At 65.3% G+C, this 15,936-nt stretch carries 13 protein-coding genes; 9 read left to right on the top strand and 4 right to left on the bottom strand.

The features are described from left to right. The first annotated feature begins 13 nt into the window (after positions 1-13). The 4 genes from QYM46_RS11740 (at position 14) to QYM46_RS11725 (ending at position 3,583) form a co-directional block, all read left to right on the top strand. Positions 14-1,180 (top strand): acyl-CoA dehydrogenase family protein, encoded by a 1,167-nt coding sequence (locus tag QYM46_RS11740; protein WP_432789071.1) that lies wholly within the window; start codon positions 14-16, stop codon positions 1,178-1,180. Between the two features lie 211 nt (positions 1,181-1,391). Then, complete coding sequence (locus QYM46_RS11735) at positions 1,392-2,018, top strand: superoxide dismutase (RefSeq protein ID WP_101553700.1); 627 nt, start codon at positions 1,392-1,394, stop codon at positions 2,016-2,018. 360 nt (positions 2,019-2,378) lie between these two features. Further along, positions 2,379-3,125 carry a 4-hydroxy-tetrahydrodipicolinate reductase gene (dapB, locus tag QYM46_RS11730; protein WP_432789070.1) on the top strand — a complete coding sequence of 249 codons (747 nt, stop codon included), beginning with the start codon at positions 2,379-2,381 and terminating at the stop codon, positions 3,123-3,125. Beyond that, entirely contained in the window at positions 3,125-3,583 is a 459-nt protein-coding gene (locus tag QYM46_RS11725; protein WP_127364576.1) for a tetratricopeptide repeat protein, read from the top strand. The genes dapB and QYM46_RS11725 overlap by 1 nt, the downstream gene beginning before the upstream one ends. Here the strand turns inward: QYM46_RS11725 and QYM46_RS11720 are convergent. Further along, complete coding sequence (locus tag QYM46_RS11720) at positions 3,546-4,826, bottom strand: heparan-alpha-glucosaminide N-acetyltransferase domain-containing protein (protein WP_432789068.1); 1,281 nt, start codon at positions 4,824-4,826, stop codon at positions 3,546-3,548. The genes QYM46_RS11725 and QYM46_RS11720 overlap by 38 nt on opposite strands. A gap of 68 nt (positions 4,827-4,894) precedes the next feature. Between QYM46_RS11720 and ypfJ the strand changes: the two genes are divergently transcribed. Then, complete coding sequence (gene ypfJ / locus QYM46_RS11715; protein WP_432789067.1) at positions 4,895-5,776, top strand: KPN_02809 family neutral zinc metallopeptidase; 882 nt, start codon at positions 4,895-4,897, stop codon at positions 5,774-5,776. 48 nt (positions 5,777-5,824) lie between these two features. On the opposite strand, the gene QYM46_RS11710 is transcribed toward ypfJ, so the two are convergent. Continuing rightward, positions 5,825-6,568: a class I SAM-dependent methyltransferase gene (locus QYM46_RS11710; protein ID WP_432789066.1), complete on the bottom strand. Its 744-nt coding sequence runs from the start codon at positions 6,566-6,568 to the stop codon at positions 5,825-5,827. A 150-nt stretch (positions 6,569-6,718) separates the two neighbouring features. Between QYM46_RS11710 and QYM46_RS11705 the strand changes: the two genes are divergently transcribed. Both QYM46_RS11705 and QYM46_RS11700 read left to right on the top strand, forming a co-directional pair. Further along, positions 6,719-8,737, top strand: coding sequence for an FAD-dependent oxidoreductase (locus QYM46_RS11705; protein ID WP_432789065.1), 2,019 nt, complete (start codon positions 6,719-6,721; stop codon positions 8,735-8,737). Then, the gene (locus tag QYM46_RS11700) at positions 8,734-9,357 is read left to right on the top strand and encodes a TetR/AcrR family transcriptional regulator (protein ID WP_432789064.1); all 624 of its coding nucleotides are present in this window, start codon (positions 8,734-8,736) and stop codon (positions 9,355-9,357) included. The genes QYM46_RS11705 and QYM46_RS11700 overlap by 4 nt, the downstream gene beginning before the upstream one ends. Before the next feature lie 38 nt (positions 9,358-9,395). On the opposite strand, the gene QYM46_RS11695 is transcribed toward QYM46_RS11700, so the two are convergent. Next, positions 9,396-10,709: an ATP-binding protein gene (locus QYM46_RS11695; protein ID WP_432789063.1), complete on the bottom strand. Its 1,314-nt coding sequence runs from the start codon at positions 10,707-10,709 to the stop codon at positions 9,396-9,398. Positions 10,710-10,884: 175 nt separating this feature from the next. Between QYM46_RS11695 and dapA the strand changes: the two genes are divergently transcribed. Both dapA and QYM46_RS11685 read left to right on the top strand, forming a co-directional pair. Continuing rightward, a complete protein-coding gene (gene dapA / locus QYM46_RS11690) occupies positions 10,885-11,808 on the top strand; it encodes a 4-hydroxy-tetrahydrodipicolinate synthase (protein WP_169252637.1) in 924 nt (307 codons plus the stop codon). A 34-nt stretch (positions 11,809-11,842) separates the two neighbouring features. Then, a complete protein-coding gene (locus QYM46_RS11685; RefSeq protein ID WP_432791735.1) occupies positions 11,843-13,489 on the top strand; it encodes a ribonuclease J in 1,647 nt (548 codons plus the stop codon). A 305-nt stretch (positions 13,490-13,794) separates the two neighbouring features. Here the strand turns inward: QYM46_RS11685 and QYM46_RS11680 are convergent, their stop codons facing one another. Continuing rightward, the gene (locus tag QYM46_RS11680) at positions 13,795-15,666 is read right to left on the bottom strand and encodes an L-lactate permease (RefSeq protein ID WP_432789062.1); all 1,872 of its coding nucleotides are present in this window, start codon (positions 15,664-15,666) and stop codon (positions 13,795-13,797) included. Positions 15,667-15,936: the final 270 nt, after the last annotated feature.

The raw sequence follows: 15,936 nt of genomic DNA, 5'->3' as shown, positions 1-15,936 counted from the left end.
CGAAGGAGAACCGATGAACTACACACCGTGGCCGCTGACCGATGAACAGCACGACATCCTCGACCTCGTGCGCGGATTCGCTCACGACACGATCCGACCGGCCGGTCGCCGCGTCGACGAAGCCGACACCGAATCGCCCGTCGACATCTTCACCGCCGCCGCGAAGCTCGGGATCACCGACTTCATGATCCCCGAGGAATTCGGCGGCGGCGGATTCACCGATGTCTTCACCCAATGCCTCGTCCAGGAGCAGCTGTGCTTCGGGGATCCGGGCATCGGGAACTTCGTGTGCTCGAACGGCTTCTTCGCCGACCCGATCCTCGCATTGGGCACGCCGGAGCAGAAGGAGGAGTGGCTGCGACCGCTCACGGGGCCGGAGCCGAAGATCACGGCGCTGGCGACGACGGAACCCGGCTCCGGATCGGATTCGGCGTCGATCATCACCCGGGCGGATGCCGTCGACGGCGGGTACATGCTCAACGGGCAGAAGGCCTGGATCTCGAACGCGGGGCTCGCCGACTTCTACGTCGTTTTCGCCAAAACCGACTCCTCGCAGCGTTCGCGCGGGATCAGCGCATTCCTGCTGCCGCGGGAGACCGAGGGGATGGAGTTCGGGGCGCCGATGAAGAAGATGGGACAGCGGGCCATCGTGTGTCGGGAGATCTTCCTCTCCGACGCATTCGTGCCCACATCGGGCCGCCTCGGCGAGGAAGGGCAGGGCTTCTACGGACTCATGCGCACCTTCGACATCTCACGGGTGGTGCTCGGGGCTGCGGCGCTCGGCACGGCACGGGCGGCCTTCGAATATGCGCGTGACTATGCGCGAGAGCGCACACAGTTCGGGACGAGAATCATCGACCATCAGGCCGTGGCGTTCCGGCTGGCGGATATGTCCTCGCGGATCGATGCGGCGTGGCTGCAGGTGCTCAATGCGGCGCGGATGCTCGACGCCGGTGACGCCGTGGATCGGCAGCAGATGACGGCCGCGGCGGCCATGGCGAAGCTGAACGCCTCGGAAACGGCGATGTTCTGCACGTGGGCGGCCGTGCAGACCCTCGGCGGATGGGGGTATTCGCGAGAGCATCCCGTTGAGCAGTGGATGCGCGATGCCAAGCTCGAGGAGATCGAGGAGGGCACCTCGGACATCATGCGGCTGCTCATCTCACGCAACCTCGGGTGAAACCGTCACCGGCACGCAGGTGACGGTGGCAGCCTGACGTCGGGGCCGCCTCGGTGAGGGTGTCAGTCTTTCCGGACGGGTGTCGAGGTGTCACCTCGCGTCATATGGAATAGGTTGTCGGATCCCCTTGTTGTCCGAGATGAGACCCTGGGATAGGGTCGAAATGAAGCCACCGATGTGGTGGTCATCAAATCTGATCAGGAGGAATCTCATGGCTGAGCAGTACACACTTCCGGAACTGCCCTACGACTACTCCGCTCTTGAGCCGCACATCTCGGCTCGCATCATGGAGCTGCACCACGACAAGCACCACGCCACCTACGTCAAGGGCGCCAACACCGCCGCCCAGCAACTGGCCGAAGCTCGCGAATCCGGCAACCTCGCGAATGTGCCGAAGCTGACCCGCGACCTCGCGTTCAACCTGGGCGGTCACGTCAACCACTCGATCTTCTGGAACAACATGTCCCCGGACGGTGGAGACAAGCCGGTCGGTGAACTCGCCGCAGCCATCGACGACCAGTTCGGTTCGTTCGACAAGTTCCGCGAGCACTTCACCACCGCGGCCACCACGATCCAGGGCTCCGGCTGGGCCGTCCTCGTCTACGACCAGCTCGGCGGGAACCTCTTCATCGAGCAGCTCAAGGACCAGCAGTCCGACATCCAGCTCGGCGGCACCCCGGTTCTGCAGCTCGACATGTGGGAGCACGCCTTCTACCTCGACTACCAGAACGTCAAGCCCGACTACGTCAAGGCGTGGTGGAACATCGTCAACTGGGCCGACGCCGGCGCACGTTTCGACCGCGCAGTCGCTCAGACCAAGGGCCTCCTCCTCGGCTGAGACCCCAATTGCTACCTGACGGCGGCCCAGCAACCTCGCGCGAGGTTGCTGGGCCGCCGTCACGTTGTTTGGGGAGCGAAACCGGCGCCGGTGGAGGTGCCGTCGGACTGGCCATTGCGGATAGGGTGACCGAATGAGTGCAACCCTCCGACCGAGCTAGAACTACCCGACGGGGGCCCAGCAACCTCGCGCGAGGTTGCTGGGCCCCCGTCAGGTAGTAACAAGAGTGTTCGGAGGGTCACTGGATGTGAAGAGACCTGCCGAGGGTCGCTAGACTGGCTGGCGGAGATCTTACCGGTCGTCTCGCCTCGTCCCGACCGGCACTTCTCACAGGGATCATCGCACAAGGAGTCACAGCATATGAGCATTCGCGTAGCCGTCATCGGAGCCAAGGGTCGGATGGGATCCCACGCCGTCGATGCGATCAACGACGCCGAAGGACTCGAACTCGTCGCAGCCCTGGGCAGCAGCGACTCGCTGGAGACCCTGCTTGAGCAGAACATCGACGTCGCCGTCGAACTCACCGTGCCCAAATCCACCGAAGACAATGTCCGCTTCCTCGTCGAGAACGGCATCGATACGGTCGTCGGCACCACCGGCTGGGACAACGACCGTCTGGCCCGTCTCGAGGACACACTGAACGACCACCCCAAGACCGCGGTGCTCATCGCCCCGAACTTCTCGATCGGTGCCGTCCTGGCCATGCGCTTCGCCGAACTTGCGGCCCCCTACTTCGACTCGGCCGAGGTCGTCGAGATCCACCACACCCGCAAACTCGACGCCCCGTCCGGCACGGCGAACCACACGGCCCAGCGCATCGCCGCCGCCCGCAACGCCGCCGGCCTGCCGGCCGTTCCCGACTCCACCGAATCCGATCCGCAGGGAGCCCGCGGCGCCGTCATCGACGGAATCCACGTCCACGCCATCCGTCAGCAGGGCATGAACGCCCACGAAGAGATCCTCTTCGGCTCCGACGGCGAAGCCCTGACCATCCGCACGGACTCGCATTCCACCTCGGCGTTCATGCCCGGCATCGTCACCGCCGTGCGGTCCATCGCCGATTACACGGGGCTCATCCACGGCCTCGAGAACATGCTCGACCTCTGATGTCGAAGGCCAAGATCGGGGCGATCATCGTCTCCGTCGTCCTCGTCTTCTACTTCGTCCTCATGGGCCAGCGGGCGTGGATCCTCGTGCGCGAACCCGCGATGATCCCCACGATCATGGGCATCGCCCTGTTCGTCCTGCCCGTCATCGGCGCATGGACGCTCATCGTCGAACTCGTCTTCGGTGCCCGTACGGAGAAGCTCGCGCGCATCCTCGGGGAGGAAGGCGGACTGCCCGTCGACGACCTGCCCAGGACGCCGGGCGGGAAGATCATCCGCGAGGCCGCCGACAGGGAATTCGTGAAGTACCAGGCCGAAGCCGAGGCAGCCCCCGAGGACTGGCGGTCCTGGTTCCGGCTCTCGTGCGCCTACGACGCCAGCGGCGACCGCAAACGTGCACGCGCCACGATGCGCAAGTCGATCAGTCTCTTCCGGGACGGTCAGAAGCAGGGGGCGTAGGCCCCGGCGACGCCGCCCGAATGACCGCTGCGATCCCGCCCTCGAGCGGGCCGCGTGAGCTGACGGCCAGCTTCCACACCAGCGGCAGCAGCACGAACGTGAGCGCGTGGATGACAAACTCGAGCGTCTGCTCGCCCGTCGTCGCGGCCTCCTCCATCGGATTGCCGACGATCTGCGACCGCGTGATCTCCAACAGCACCACGTGTGCCGAATAGACACTCAACGGCATCGACCCCGGCGCCGACAACGGTGCAAGCACCCACGACCGACGACCCAACAGCATCGCCGCAGCTTGGCAGGCGGCGATCGTCATCATCGCGGTGCCGCCTGTGGAGAGCAGATCGAACGGCGTGCCCGAATGCGGACCGGCGATCGCCAACCACCACCATGACGTCGCCGGAGTCACCCCGTAGCTGCCGGTGAACAGGGCCGCCGTGAGGTCCGTGCCCCACATCTGCGACACCTCCACGAGCGCGGCATCGCCGCCGAAGACATTGAGCAGAATCCACGAGGCACCGCGACCGGCGACGTAGAGTCCGAGTCCGGCCGTGAACAGCGCGCGCAGGTGCCGGCCGATGTCGAGCTTCGCCACGGCCATGCCGAGCAGAATGTATGACAGCCACTGCAGCACCGGGTAATAGCCGGTGAGGAACAGGTCGGTGAGCATCGTCCCTGGTGTTGCCAGGTCGAAGAATCCCATCGGCAGGTAGCTCGGTTCGAGGAGGAATGTCGAGCGCACCCACATCGACACGATCGGGGAGACGACCATCCAGACTCCGGCGATCGCGAACAGCGCACCGGCCCGCAGACGCAGGAAGAACAGCGCAAGCGCGAACATGATCCCGTAGTTGACGAGGATGACCGCGAGCAGTCCGGAGATCGACCCGAGGCACAGCCCGATGAGGACGATGGCCGCCGCCCGGATGAGCACGCTCGGCGCCGCATCGCGCAAGCGGCCCGATTCCGCCATCCGTGACCGGGTCGAGAGCACCAGAGAGCAGCCGGCGAGGACTGCGAACAGCGCCGAGGCGCGCCCGGCGAAGATCGCTGCCCAGGTCGGCATCCCCGTCTCGTCGCCGAGCGCGAAGATGTGCGTGACCATCATCGCCAAGAGAGCGATCCCGCGGGCGACATCGAGTCCGATGAGGCGACCGTCGGGGCTGAGCCGACGGGCAACCCTCGCCGAGGTGGCCGTGGAGTCTGCGTCGTGCGCTCGGTGAGGTTCCGCCGGGTGAGAGCTCATGGAACGATTCTCACACGACTTCACATCTGCTCGCCTGCCCTTGTCCGCTCCCGGGGTATCTTTATGCCATGACCTTCAACCCGAACGCCGATATCAGCGGCAACAGGACGAGCAGACGCGGTCGCAACACCGCGATCGTCGGGGGCGGCGGCGTGGGCATCGTCGGCCTGCTCGTCTTCCTCATCGGACCGCTGCTCGGCGTTGATGTCACCGGGCTGATGGGTGGAATCACTCCGGACGACGGCGGCAGTCAGAATCAGTCGAGCGGGGCGAGCATGTCCCAATGCGATACGGGTGAGGACGCGAATACGAACATCGACTGCCGAATGGCCGGAGCGCAGGTCGTTCTCGACGACTATTGGGCTCAGCAAGTGGACGGCTACGAACCGCCGGCGATGACACTGGTCGACGGTCAGACCTCGACGGCCTGCGGAACCGCTTCGAACCAGGTCGGGCCGTTCTACTGTCCGGCCGATCAGGGCGTCTACATCGATCCGAGCTTCTTCGACATACTGCGTCAGCAGTTCGGTGCCTCGGCCGATGAGCTCGCCCAGCTCTACATCGTCGGTCACGAATGGGGTCACCACATCCAGAACATCACCGGCGTGATGAGCGAGCACCCGAACAACGGCACCGGACCTGAGAGCAAGGGCGTGCGCACCGAACTCCAAGCCGACTGCTACGCCGGTGCCTGGCTCGGCAAGGTCACCACACCCACCGACGACAACGGCACTGCGTACCTCGAAGAGCCCACGAAGGAACAGCTCGACGATGCCCTCAACGCGGCCTTCGTCGTCGGCGACGATCACATCCAAGAGCAGTCCGGTTTCGTCAACCCGGAATCGTTCACCCACGGCTCGAGCAAGCAGCGCCAGAACTGGTTCACCACCGGATACAACCAGGGGCTGAACAGCTGCGACACCTTCGCCGTCTCAGGCGATCAGTTGTGATGCGCAACTTCGCGAAGTGTGACGATCCGACTGCTGCTGTCGGCATCATCAGGAACCGGCAGTGGCGATGAACAGCCATCCGCGGCCGGGAGCGTAGGGGAGATCGTGTACCTCGACCCCGGTGAATCCTGTTTCCGATAAAGTCTGTTCGAGCACAGATCTTGGTCTGAACCGCAATGTGGACGTCGAATCGATGCGTTCCCCGTCAAGGTGGAAAATCGTTGGTGAAACGAAGGTGACGAACTCACCTTCCACATTCGTCGTCTCGATCCATTCCTCGACCACGCCTAACTCCGCGAGTTCGACTGCGCGGTGAGTGGCTTCTTTGGTCCACCGCTCCCAAGCTCGGTCCGCTGGATCACGTGTTTCGAACACCAGCCTTCCCCCGGTACGAAGGCACAATCGGATTGCGCGCAGTGTGGAAAGCCACTCTTCGTTGTCGAGGAAGACCTGTGCGACATTCGCGGTCATCGTCGCCATATCGAAGGAGTGCCTCCGGGCGTTGTCGTCGGCCACGTCGGAAGCTGTACCGATGACAAGCTCGGCTGAACCGGGTTTCAGTTTTGGCTGTGCGACCTGCAAGGATGCTGCAGCCGGATCGACGCCGAGAGCACTGACATCCATGTCGACGAGCCGAGCGATGAACTCCCCGGTGCCGCACCCCACGTCGATCACAGTTTCCGCTCCGAATTCGGTTGCCAGGTTCACATACGTTTCCAGGTCCGATCGGTCAGGATCAAGAGGGTCATAGACCTGGGCTAGCCGGGGATGTGAAAAGCAGGCGTCAGGCATAGCTTCAGGGTAACTGCAGGAAGCAAGTGAAGCACTCGATTTACGTGAGCCAGCCCTTGCCCACGTTCGTCATACGGTGATATGAATAACTGAGTCGACCCCATCGAGGGGCAGTCACCCGGCCCCACCCGCAAGTGATCAAGGATGATCATGTCTCAGCTGTTCCCGCACCTCTTCGAACCCATCACCATCGGCTCCACGACGATCCGCAACCGCATCGTCTCCTCCGGCCATGACACCGTCCTCGACGATCACGGCCACATCGGCGACGACCTCGTCGCCTACCATGAGGCCCGCGCGAAAGGCGGAGCCGGACTCATCGTCCTCCAGGTCTCCGGCGTCCACGAAACCGCCCGCTACACCAGCCACGTGCTCATGGCCACCGACGAATCCTCCGTCCCCGGATACCGGGCCGTCGCCGAGGCGGTCCACCGCCACGGGGCCACGATCGTCGCCCAGCTCTTCCACCCCGGCCGCGAAGTCATGGACGGCGAGCGCGGAATGGCACCGCGCGCCAAGGCCCCGAGCGACGAACCGCAGGAACGCTTCAAGGTCGTCCCCGAAGCGCTGACCACCGCTGAGGTCAGAGGCATCATCGCCGGCTACGGGCATGCCGCGAAGCGCATCGTCGAGTCCGGAATCGACGGCGTCGAGATCGTCGCCAGCCACGGCTACCTGCCCATCCAGTTCTTCAACCCCGCCGTCAACACCCGCACCGACGAGTACGGCGGCAGCCCGGAGAACCGCCGCCGGTTCCTCGCCGAGGTGGCCCAGACCGTCCGCGCCGCCGTCGGACCCGACATCGTGGTGGGCGTGCGGATCTCCGGTGAGGAGAAGACCGAGGACGGGCTCGTCGCCGCTGAGATCCTCGACCTCATCGACCACCTCGACTCCCTGACCGCCGACGCCGCCGATGCCGCCGACGGCGTCGACTGCCTCGACTACTTCTCCATCACCGCCGGCGATTCCTCCACCCTGCAGGGCGCCGTCCACATCGTTCCCTCGATGCAGATCGACCCCGGATACGCGACGAACCTGTCCGAACAGGTCAAGAAGATCACCGACAAGACCGTCATGGTCGCCGGCCGCATCAACCAACCCCACGAAGCCGAAACCGCTATCGCCGAAGGCCGCACCGACATGGCGATCATGACCCGCGCGATGATCTGCGACCCGGAGATCGCGAACAAATCCGCAGCCGATGAGGTCGACGAGATCCGCGCCTGCATCGGCTGCAACCAGGCCTGCATCGGCCACTTCCAACAGGGTGTGCCGATCTCGTGCATCCAATACCCCGAATCAGGTCGGGAGCTGACCTTCCTGCCCCGACCGACGGTGCGCACCAGACGCAAGGTCCTCGTCATCGGCGGGGGACCGGCCGGGCTCAAAGCCGCCGCGGTCGCCGCCGAACAGGGCGACGCCGTCGTGTTGTGCGAGAAGGAGCCCCACCTCGGCGGGGCGGTTCTATTGGCGCAGGAACTGCCGTACCGGTCCGAATTCGGGGGAGCGGCGACGAACCTGACCGCCGAGGCGGCCCGCGCCGGCGTCGACATCCGCACCTCCACACCGGCCACCCAGAACCTCATCACCGAGGTCGCCCCCGACCACGTCATCATCGCCACCGGTGCCGAACAGCGCATGCCCGCCCTCGAGATCGCCGACGACGCATTCGTCATCGGGGCTCGCGACTATCTGCGCGACGACCCGGACCTGCCGGCCGGGCGCGTGCTCGTCACAGACTGGAAGGGCGACTGGATCGGACTCGGCATCGCCCTGCGCCTGGCCGAAGCCGGACGCCAGGTGACTCTGGCGACCGCGGCGAACTTCGCCGGTGCCGCGATCCAGCAGTACACCCGCACCCTGCTCGTGTCCCAAGCACTGCGGACCGGTCGGGTGCAATTCGTCAACGACGCTCGCCTCGTCGGCGTCGATGCCGATACCGGCTACCTGCAGTCGACGCTGTGCGAGGTCGTCCACGAGGTCGACGGCGTCGCCGCGACGATCGTCTCTGGAGCACCGCGATCGGTGCCGGTCGACCTCGACTTCGGGACCGCCTCGGTGACGGTGATCGGCGACGCCCTGGCCCCGCGCACGGTCGAGGAAGCCGTGTACGAAGGTCTGACCGCGGCGACCGATCTGGCCGAACGACGAGAACCGGTCACGGCATGAGCCCCCGTCCGGCTCAGCCTCCCGAGCAGGCCGAGGCGAAGAAGTTCGCGATCATCCAGGCGACCCTCGACGCCATCGTCGCCAAAGGTCCCGCCGCGGTCCGGCTCGGGGACGTGGCGAAAGCAGTCGGCATGTCCATCGGCACCGTGCAGTACTACTTCGAGTCCCGGGACGACCTGCTCGCCCAGGCGTTCTCCTTCCATACCGCGACGGTGCTGCTGCACCTCGAGGAGATGGCGAAGCCAGGCGATGACCCTCGCGGTCGACTGGCTCGCTATCGCCTGCACGATGCGTTCGCGGCAGTCCATGGGGTGGGAATGCACGAGCAGCGGTCGCGGATCTGGCTCGAACTCGTCACCGCCGCGCGCACGGACGAAGGCCTGCAGAACTGTGTCGATGCCGTGTTCGACGGATGGCGGAAGCTGTTCCGGAAGATCGTCGATGATGGGCTGAAGAGGCACGAATTCGGGCTCTTCCAGCTCTCCGTCGCCGAGGTGGTCGACACGTTCGTCGCCATCATCGACGGATTCGACCTGGCCACCGTCGCCGGTCACGGTCCCGATCCGTCCACGATGACGCGGATCCTCATCGAGACCGCGGACCGCCTGCTCGAAGGGTAGGGGGCACCGCGCCCGCGCGACGGGTGGGCGCGGCCGTCTCACAGCCGCGCGATCGTCTCCACGTCTTCGCCGAACTCCCGGGCAGTCTCCTCGGACACCGTCACCCGCGTCGCACGCAGCGCCTCGAGATAGTCATCGGTCGAAAGCACATCCGACCGAGAGGAGATATCGACCTGCTGCTGTCGCAGCGACGACGCCAGAGCTTCCTGCGAAGCACGCCGGGCAGCGTATTCGATATCGGCCGGGGTCAGACCGTCACTGGCATTGACGAGCACGTCGAGATCGACACCGGCGATCGTGTGCTCGGGAATGTAGCGCGACCAGATCGCCTCCCTGGCGGTGGCATCGGGCAACCCGATGGGAATGACGTAGTCGAAGCGTCCATGCCGCAGGAACGCCGCATCGAGGGCACGGACGAAGTTCGTCGCACAGATGAGCAGCCGGCCCTCCCGATCCCGGAACTCCGCAACCTGCTTGAGCAGCTCATTCGTCACCCCCTGCGTCGGCGACGGCGGCTCGCCCCCGCGCTTCGACGCGATCTCCTCGACCTCATCGATGAACACGACAGCATGCTCGAGCTCATTGATCTGCTCGAACGTTGTCCGCAGACCCGCGGCCACACCACCGGGCTCACCGGACAGACGCGACGGGAACACCTCGACGAACGGCCAGTCCAACCGCGACGCCACCGCCTTCGCAAATGTCGTCTTCCCCGTCCCCGGCGGACCGAAGAGCATCACCGCCCGAGGCGGGACCACCCCGAAATGATCGGCGAGATCCGGTTCGGCCAAGGGCACGACGAGGCGGTCCTCGAGCATGTCCTTCTCCTCCTGCATCCCGCTGACCCCGTCCCAGAGGTGGCGCGGCAGGATGCGTCCGCCCACCGTTTTGAGACGGTCGAGCTCACGACGTTGGACGGGCAGGTGACGCTCGACGTACTTCAGCCCGGAACGGGTCTCGAAACCGTTGGCCACCAGACCATCGCAGGCCGACGTCCCCGCGGGAATGAGCATCGACAGCTTCCCCAAGCCCAGCGGCATGAGACGGCGTTCGAGCGCATCGAGCAGCCCCGCCTCGGCGCGGGTGCCCTGCTCCGGATCCGCACGGACCGCCTCGAGGACATGGAAGAACACGAGAACCCCCTGCCCGTGGGCGGCGCGGCCGACGGCGGCACCGACGATCTCCTCATCGCGGACGGCCACGACGGCCTGATTGCGCTGGCAGGCGGCCAACACCTCGGAGAGCGGATAGAGCGGGGGAGCGGCCGAGGATTCCGGGACGGCGGCTTCGAAGAGACGGATGATTCCGTCGAGATCATCATCATGGAAATCGCGGATGCGGGTGCGGGTCATCGAAAACTCCTGTGTTTCGGTGGCGGGCAGGGCACAAGCGTAGACGATCAGACGGACACAGGTGTGATCCGTCTCTCACCGTGACCGCATGAGCGCCGCAGACGAGGCGAACGACACCCGCAACGCGGGTGGACCACTGCACTGATGAGACGACGTGGGCGGTATCCTTGGGTCTATGGCGATTCTCGGTGATCAGGCAGCAGCGACTGCCATTGACGCGTTCGGTTCCGTCGGCACGGCAATGGTGACCCCATTCAAGCGCGACGGCAGCATCGACTATGCGTCCGTGGAGAAGGTGGCGAACCACCTCGTCGAGCTCGGCAACGACATGCTCGTCGTCTCCGGCACCACCGGCGAATCACCGACGACGACCGACGACGAGAAGGTCGAACTCATCCGCGTCGTCCGCGGAGTCATCGGCAAGCGGGCGAAGATCGTCGCCGGCACCGGCAACAACGTCACCGCACACACCATCGACCTCTCCCGCCGCTCGGCCGATGCCGGAGCCGACGGGATCCTGCTCGTCACCCCGTACTACTCGAAGCCGACCCAGCCGGCGATCGAAGCCCATATGCGCGCGGCCGCCGACTCCACCGACCTGCCGGTCATGCTCTACGACATTCCCGGCCGCGCCGGTGCTCCGATCATCACGGACACCCTGCTGCGACTCTCGGACCACCCGAACATCCTCGCGGTCAAGGACGCCAAGGGCGACCTCTTCGCCTCCTCGTTCGTCATGAACAACTCCTCGCTCGTGTACTACTCCGGCGAGGACGCCCTCAACCTGCCGCTGCTGTCCCTCGGCGCGCTCGGACTCGTGTCCGTGGCCGGGCACGTCTGCTCGGACCGGTTCGCCGCGATGGTCTCCGCAGTGGCGAACAACGACCTCAACACCGCACGCACCCTCTCCCGCGACACCGCGGACGTGGTGGATGCGCTCATGAACCATATGCCGGGAGTGATCTCGGCGAAGGCCGCTCTGCAGGCCCAAGGAATACTCGACAACCGCGACGTGCGTATGCCGCTGCTCCCAGCTGATGAGGATCAGATGGCGTTCGTCGCCGCCCAATTGACCAGGAGTGGTTACCTCAGTGAATAATGCATTGACCCAAGAACTGTCCCTCCCGCCGAAGATGGACAGAGAAGCCGTCCGCATCGTCGCGCTCGGCGGACTCGGCGAAGTCGGCCGCAACATGACCGTCTTCGAATACCACGGCAAACTCCTCATCGTCGACTGCGGTGTGCTCTTCCCTGAAGAGGACCAGCCCGGCGTCGACCTCATCCTCCCCGATTTCTCCTACCTCGATGACCGCCTCGATGACATCATCGGTCTCGTACTGACTCACGGCCACGAAGACCACATCGGTGCCGTTCCCTACCTGCTGCGCCGCAAGGGCGACATCCCGATCCTCGGTTCGCAGCTGACGATCGCGCTCATCGAAGCCAAGCTCAAAGAGCACCGCATCAAGCCCATCACCCGTGTGGTGGCCGAAGACGATGTTGACCAGCTCGGTCCCTTCGACCTCGAGTTCGTCGCCGTCAACCACTCGATCCCCGACGCCCTGGCCGTGTTCATCCGCACCGGCGCCGGCAACATCCTGCACACCGGTGACTTCAAGATGGATCAGCTGCCGCTCGACGGCCGCATCACCGACCTGCGCGCCTTCGCCCGCCTCGGCGAAGAGGGTGTCGACCTGTTCATGACGGACTCGACGAACGCCGAGGTCCCCGGCTTCACTGCGCTGGAGAAGGACATCGGGCCCGTGCTCGAGAACCTCTTCGGCACCGCCGAGCGCCGCATCATCGTCGCCTCGTTCTCCTCCCACGTCCACCGTGTGCAGCAGGTGCTCAACGCCGCCACCGCCCATGGCCGCAAGGTGGCCCTCGTCGGCCGCTCCATGGTGCGCAATATGAAGATCGCCGAAGACCTCGGCTACCTCAACGTGCCGGCCGGAACGCTCATCGACATCAAGAAGGTCGACGACTACCCCGAGGACCAGATCGTCCTCATGTGCACCGGTTCCCAGGGCGAGCCGATGGCCGCCCTGTCGCGGATGGCCAACCGCAACCACCGCGTCGACGTCGGCGACGGCGACACCGTCATCCTCGCCTCCTCGCTCATCCCCGGCAACGAGAACTCCGTGTTCAAGGTCATCAACGGCCTGATGAAGCTCGGCGCTCGTGTCATCTCGAAGGCCGACGCGAAGATCCACGTGTCCGGCCACGCCTCCGGCGGCGAGCTGCTCTACTGCTACAACATCGTCAAACCCCGCGGCGTCATGCCCGTCCACGGCGAATGGCGTCACCTGCTGGCCAACGCCCGCCACGCCGAGGCGACCGGAGTCGACCCGAACAACATCGTCCTGGCCGATGACGGCTGGGTCGTCGACCTCAAGGACGGCCACGCCGAGGTCGTCGGCGCTGTCGACTGCAACTACGTTTTCGTCGACGGTTCGTCGGTCGGTGAGATCACCGAGGCGGACCTCAAGGATCGCTTGGTCCTGTCCGGCGAGGGCTTCGTGACGATCTTCATGGCCGTGAACTCGCAGACGAAGTCGCTCATCGCCGGACCCGAGATCCACGCCCGCGGTGTAGCCGAGTCCGATGACGTCTTCGACTCGATCGTTCCGAAGGTGCAGAAGGCCGTCGAGGATGCCCTGCGTGACGGCACCACCGATCAGTACCAGCTCCAGCAGGTGGTGCGCCGCACCATCGGCCGCTGGGTGTCGTCGAAGCTGCGCCGCAAGCCGATGATCGTCCCCATGGTCGTCATCGTCTGAGACTCCGTCGGCGGTCGGCTCGACTGTCGGTCTGCTGCGCCGACGAACCCACGAACGCCCGCAGGTGCCTGAAGGCCCTGCGGGCGTTGTCGCGTTCCGGACGAATCGCCTTTTGATCGGCACATCGCGTTTGAACCCGATGACTGGATCAGAAGGCGATGACTCCTGTGCCAAAAGGCGATGACACCCGGTGCGGGAACGATTCGCGCGGACGGCAGCGTCAGGCGCGGGAACGATACGCGCGGACGGCAGCGTCAGGCGCGGGAACGATACGCGCGGCCGGCACAGTCAAGCGCGGACGGCAGTCAGGTGCGCGTGGTGGGCTCCGGATCGTCGTCGGCCGTGCCTTCGCTGCCACCGGCCGCCGCCCCGACGCCGACCCCGGGAAGCGGCTTGCCCGGCGACCGGCGGAGCATCACCACGACGACGGCGAGGCCGACGATGATCGCGGTGAGGACGACGGTGCCCGCATTGAAGCCCAGGCCGTTGAGGCCGATGAACGCCAGAGCGCCCGCAGTCAGCGAATAGACGAGCATCGGGATCGACGTCCGCCGGATGAGCTCGCCTTCCCGACCGATGAGTCCCACCGTCGCCGAGGCGGCCACGACGTTATGGACGGCCACCATGTTCCCAGCGGCGCCGCCGACCGCCTGAGCCGCGACCACGGTCTCGGGACTCGCCGCACCGATCGCGGTGCCGGTGGAGAACTGGAACTGGGAGAACATGACGTTCGAGACGGTGTTCGAGCCCGCGACGAACGCACCCAGAGCACCGACGAAGGGGGCGACCAGCGGCCAGGCGTCGCCCACGGAACTGGCGGCCGCCTCGGCGAGGGTGACCGGCATCGAATCCAGGCCTGCACCGTTGTAATCGGCACCGGAGTTGATGAACACGCGCACCAGCGGCAGGGAACACAGGAGAGCAACGGCAGCGCCGGCGATCTGCGAACCGGCGATCTGCCACGAGCCTGCGATCTGCTTCCTCGACATCCGGTGGATGAAGTACGTCAGCCCGCACGCGAGGACGAAGATCGCCCCCGGCGACCACAGCAGATCCATGTTCTGACTGATCGGGGTGCCGAAGATGTTATCGATCTTGATCACGGCCGGACCGGTGAGGAACTCCTTGATCGCGGGGACATTGCGCGTGATGAGCAGCAGAGCGACGACGATGAGATAGGGCGACCAGGCGCGGGCCAGCGACATCTTCTTCGTCAGCTGCGCCTTCTCCTTGTTCGGGTCGACGGTGCCCATCCAGATCGCCGGCCACGTCTCACGCGGAGCGAAGTCCCAGGTCTTCTTCGGCATGAGGAAGCCCATCCGCGAGGTCGTCACGACGATGGCCAAACCGATGAGTCCGCCGAGCAGCGACGGGAACTCGGGTCCGAGCACATTGGCCACGATGAGATAGGGGACGATCATCGCCACGGCTGCATAGATCGCGAACGGGGCGATGGCCAGACCGTCGGCGAAGCGCCGATTGGCACCGAAGAACCCGGTCATCAGGCACGAGAGCAGCAGCGGGATGAGAATGCCGCAGCAGGCGTGGATGAGCGCGACCTGGGTGGCGGTGTGAGCGACGAACTCGGCCTGGCCGAGGCCGAGCTGACCGGCGCGTTCGGCGACATCGGCCGACATCGAGCCGTCCTCCTGAGACAGTCCGGTGCCGATGCCCACGACCATCGGGGTGCCCACGGCACCGAAGCTGACCGGAGTCGACTGAATGATGAGACCGGCGAGGACCGCGGCGATCGCAGGGAAGCCGAGGGCCAGCAAGAGCGGGGCGACCACGGCCGCCGGAGTGCCGAAGCCGGCGGCACCCTCGATGAAGGAGCCGAAGAGCCACGCGACGATGATGACCTGCACGCGCCGGTCCGGGGAGATCGCGATGAAACCGGAGCGGATCGTCTCGATCGCCCCGGACCGGGTGACCGTAGCCAGCAGCAGAAGCGCGCCGAAGACGATCCACAGCAGTCCGATCGCGACGAGGAGGCCCTGGACGACCGATGCGCCGATCGTCACCCACTCGATCTGCCAGGCGAAGTTCGCCACGAGCGCGGCAGCGATCAGTCCGATCGGCATGGCGTATTTCGCAGGCCAGCGGAAACCGATGAGAAGGATTCCGGCCAAGAGAATGGGGGAGAGGGCCAAGAGAGCTGCAACAGCGAGGTTGTCCACTTTTCAGTCCGATCCGCGGCGTCGTTGCCGCATCGGCGAGTCCATGAGCGATGTCCCCCTTATCCTCTCCAGCCGCCTGGGCAGAGTCAATGAACACACGGTCTCGAATGCAGGATAGGGTTTGACGAGACGTGCATCACCTCATATTCTTTCGTGGTGTGAACAAACATTTTCACAATGTGAAAGTTTCGCAGTCAAAACCCCGTTGACCAGCGAACATATCGCATCACCAGATGTGGATAAGGACGCAGCACCGATGTGCTGACTAAG

The sequence above is a fragment of the Brevibacterium sp. K11IcPPYGO002 genome (assembly GCF_050920635.1).
Lineage (GTDB): Bacteria > Actinomycetota > Actinomycetes > Actinomycetales > Brevibacteriaceae > Brevibacterium.
This window is presented reverse-complemented; position numbering and strand designations above follow the sequence as displayed.

Coding starts and splice junctions, on each gene's coding strand:
- QYM46_RS11740 (WP_432789071.1), top strand. CDS start 14: ATGAACTACACACCGTGGCCGCTGACCGATGAACAGCACGACATCCTC.
- QYM46_RS11735 (WP_101553700.1), top strand. CDS start 1,392: ATGGCTGAGCAGTACACACTTCCGGAACTGCCCTACGACTACTCCGCT.
- dapB (WP_432789070.1), top strand. CDS start 2,379: ATGAGCATTCGCGTAGCCGTCATCGGAGCCAAGGGTCGGATGGGATCC.
- QYM46_RS11725 (WP_127364576.1), top strand. CDS start 3,125: ATGTCGAAGGCCAAGATCGGGGCGATCATCGTCTCCGTCGTCCTCGTC.
- QYM46_RS11720 (WP_432789068.1), bottom strand. CDS start 4,826: ATGAGCTCTCACCCGGCGGAACCTCACCGAGCGCACGACGCAGACTCC.
- ypfJ (WP_432789067.1), top strand. CDS start 4,895: ATGACCTTCAACCCGAACGCCGATATCAGCGGCAACAGGACGAGCAGA.
- QYM46_RS11710 (WP_432789066.1), bottom strand. CDS start 6,568: ATGCCTGACGCCTGCTTTTCACATCCCCGGCTAGCCCAGGTCTATGAC.
- QYM46_RS11705 (WP_432789065.1), top strand. CDS start 6,719: ATGTCTCAGCTGTTCCCGCACCTCTTCGAACCCATCACCATCGGCTCC.
- QYM46_RS11700 (WP_432789064.1), top strand. CDS start 8,734: ATGAGCCCCCGTCCGGCTCAGCCTCCCGAGCAGGCCGAGGCGAAGAAG.
- QYM46_RS11695 (WP_432789063.1), bottom strand. CDS start 10,709: ATGACCCGCACCCGCATCCGCGATTTCCATGATGATGATCTCGACGGA.
- dapA (WP_169252637.1), top strand. CDS start 10,885: ATGGCGATTCTCGGTGATCAGGCAGCAGCGACTGCCATTGACGCGTTC.
- QYM46_RS11685 (WP_432791735.1), top strand. CDS start 11,843: ATGGACAGAGAAGCCGTCCGCATCGTCGCGCTCGGCGGACTCGGCGAA.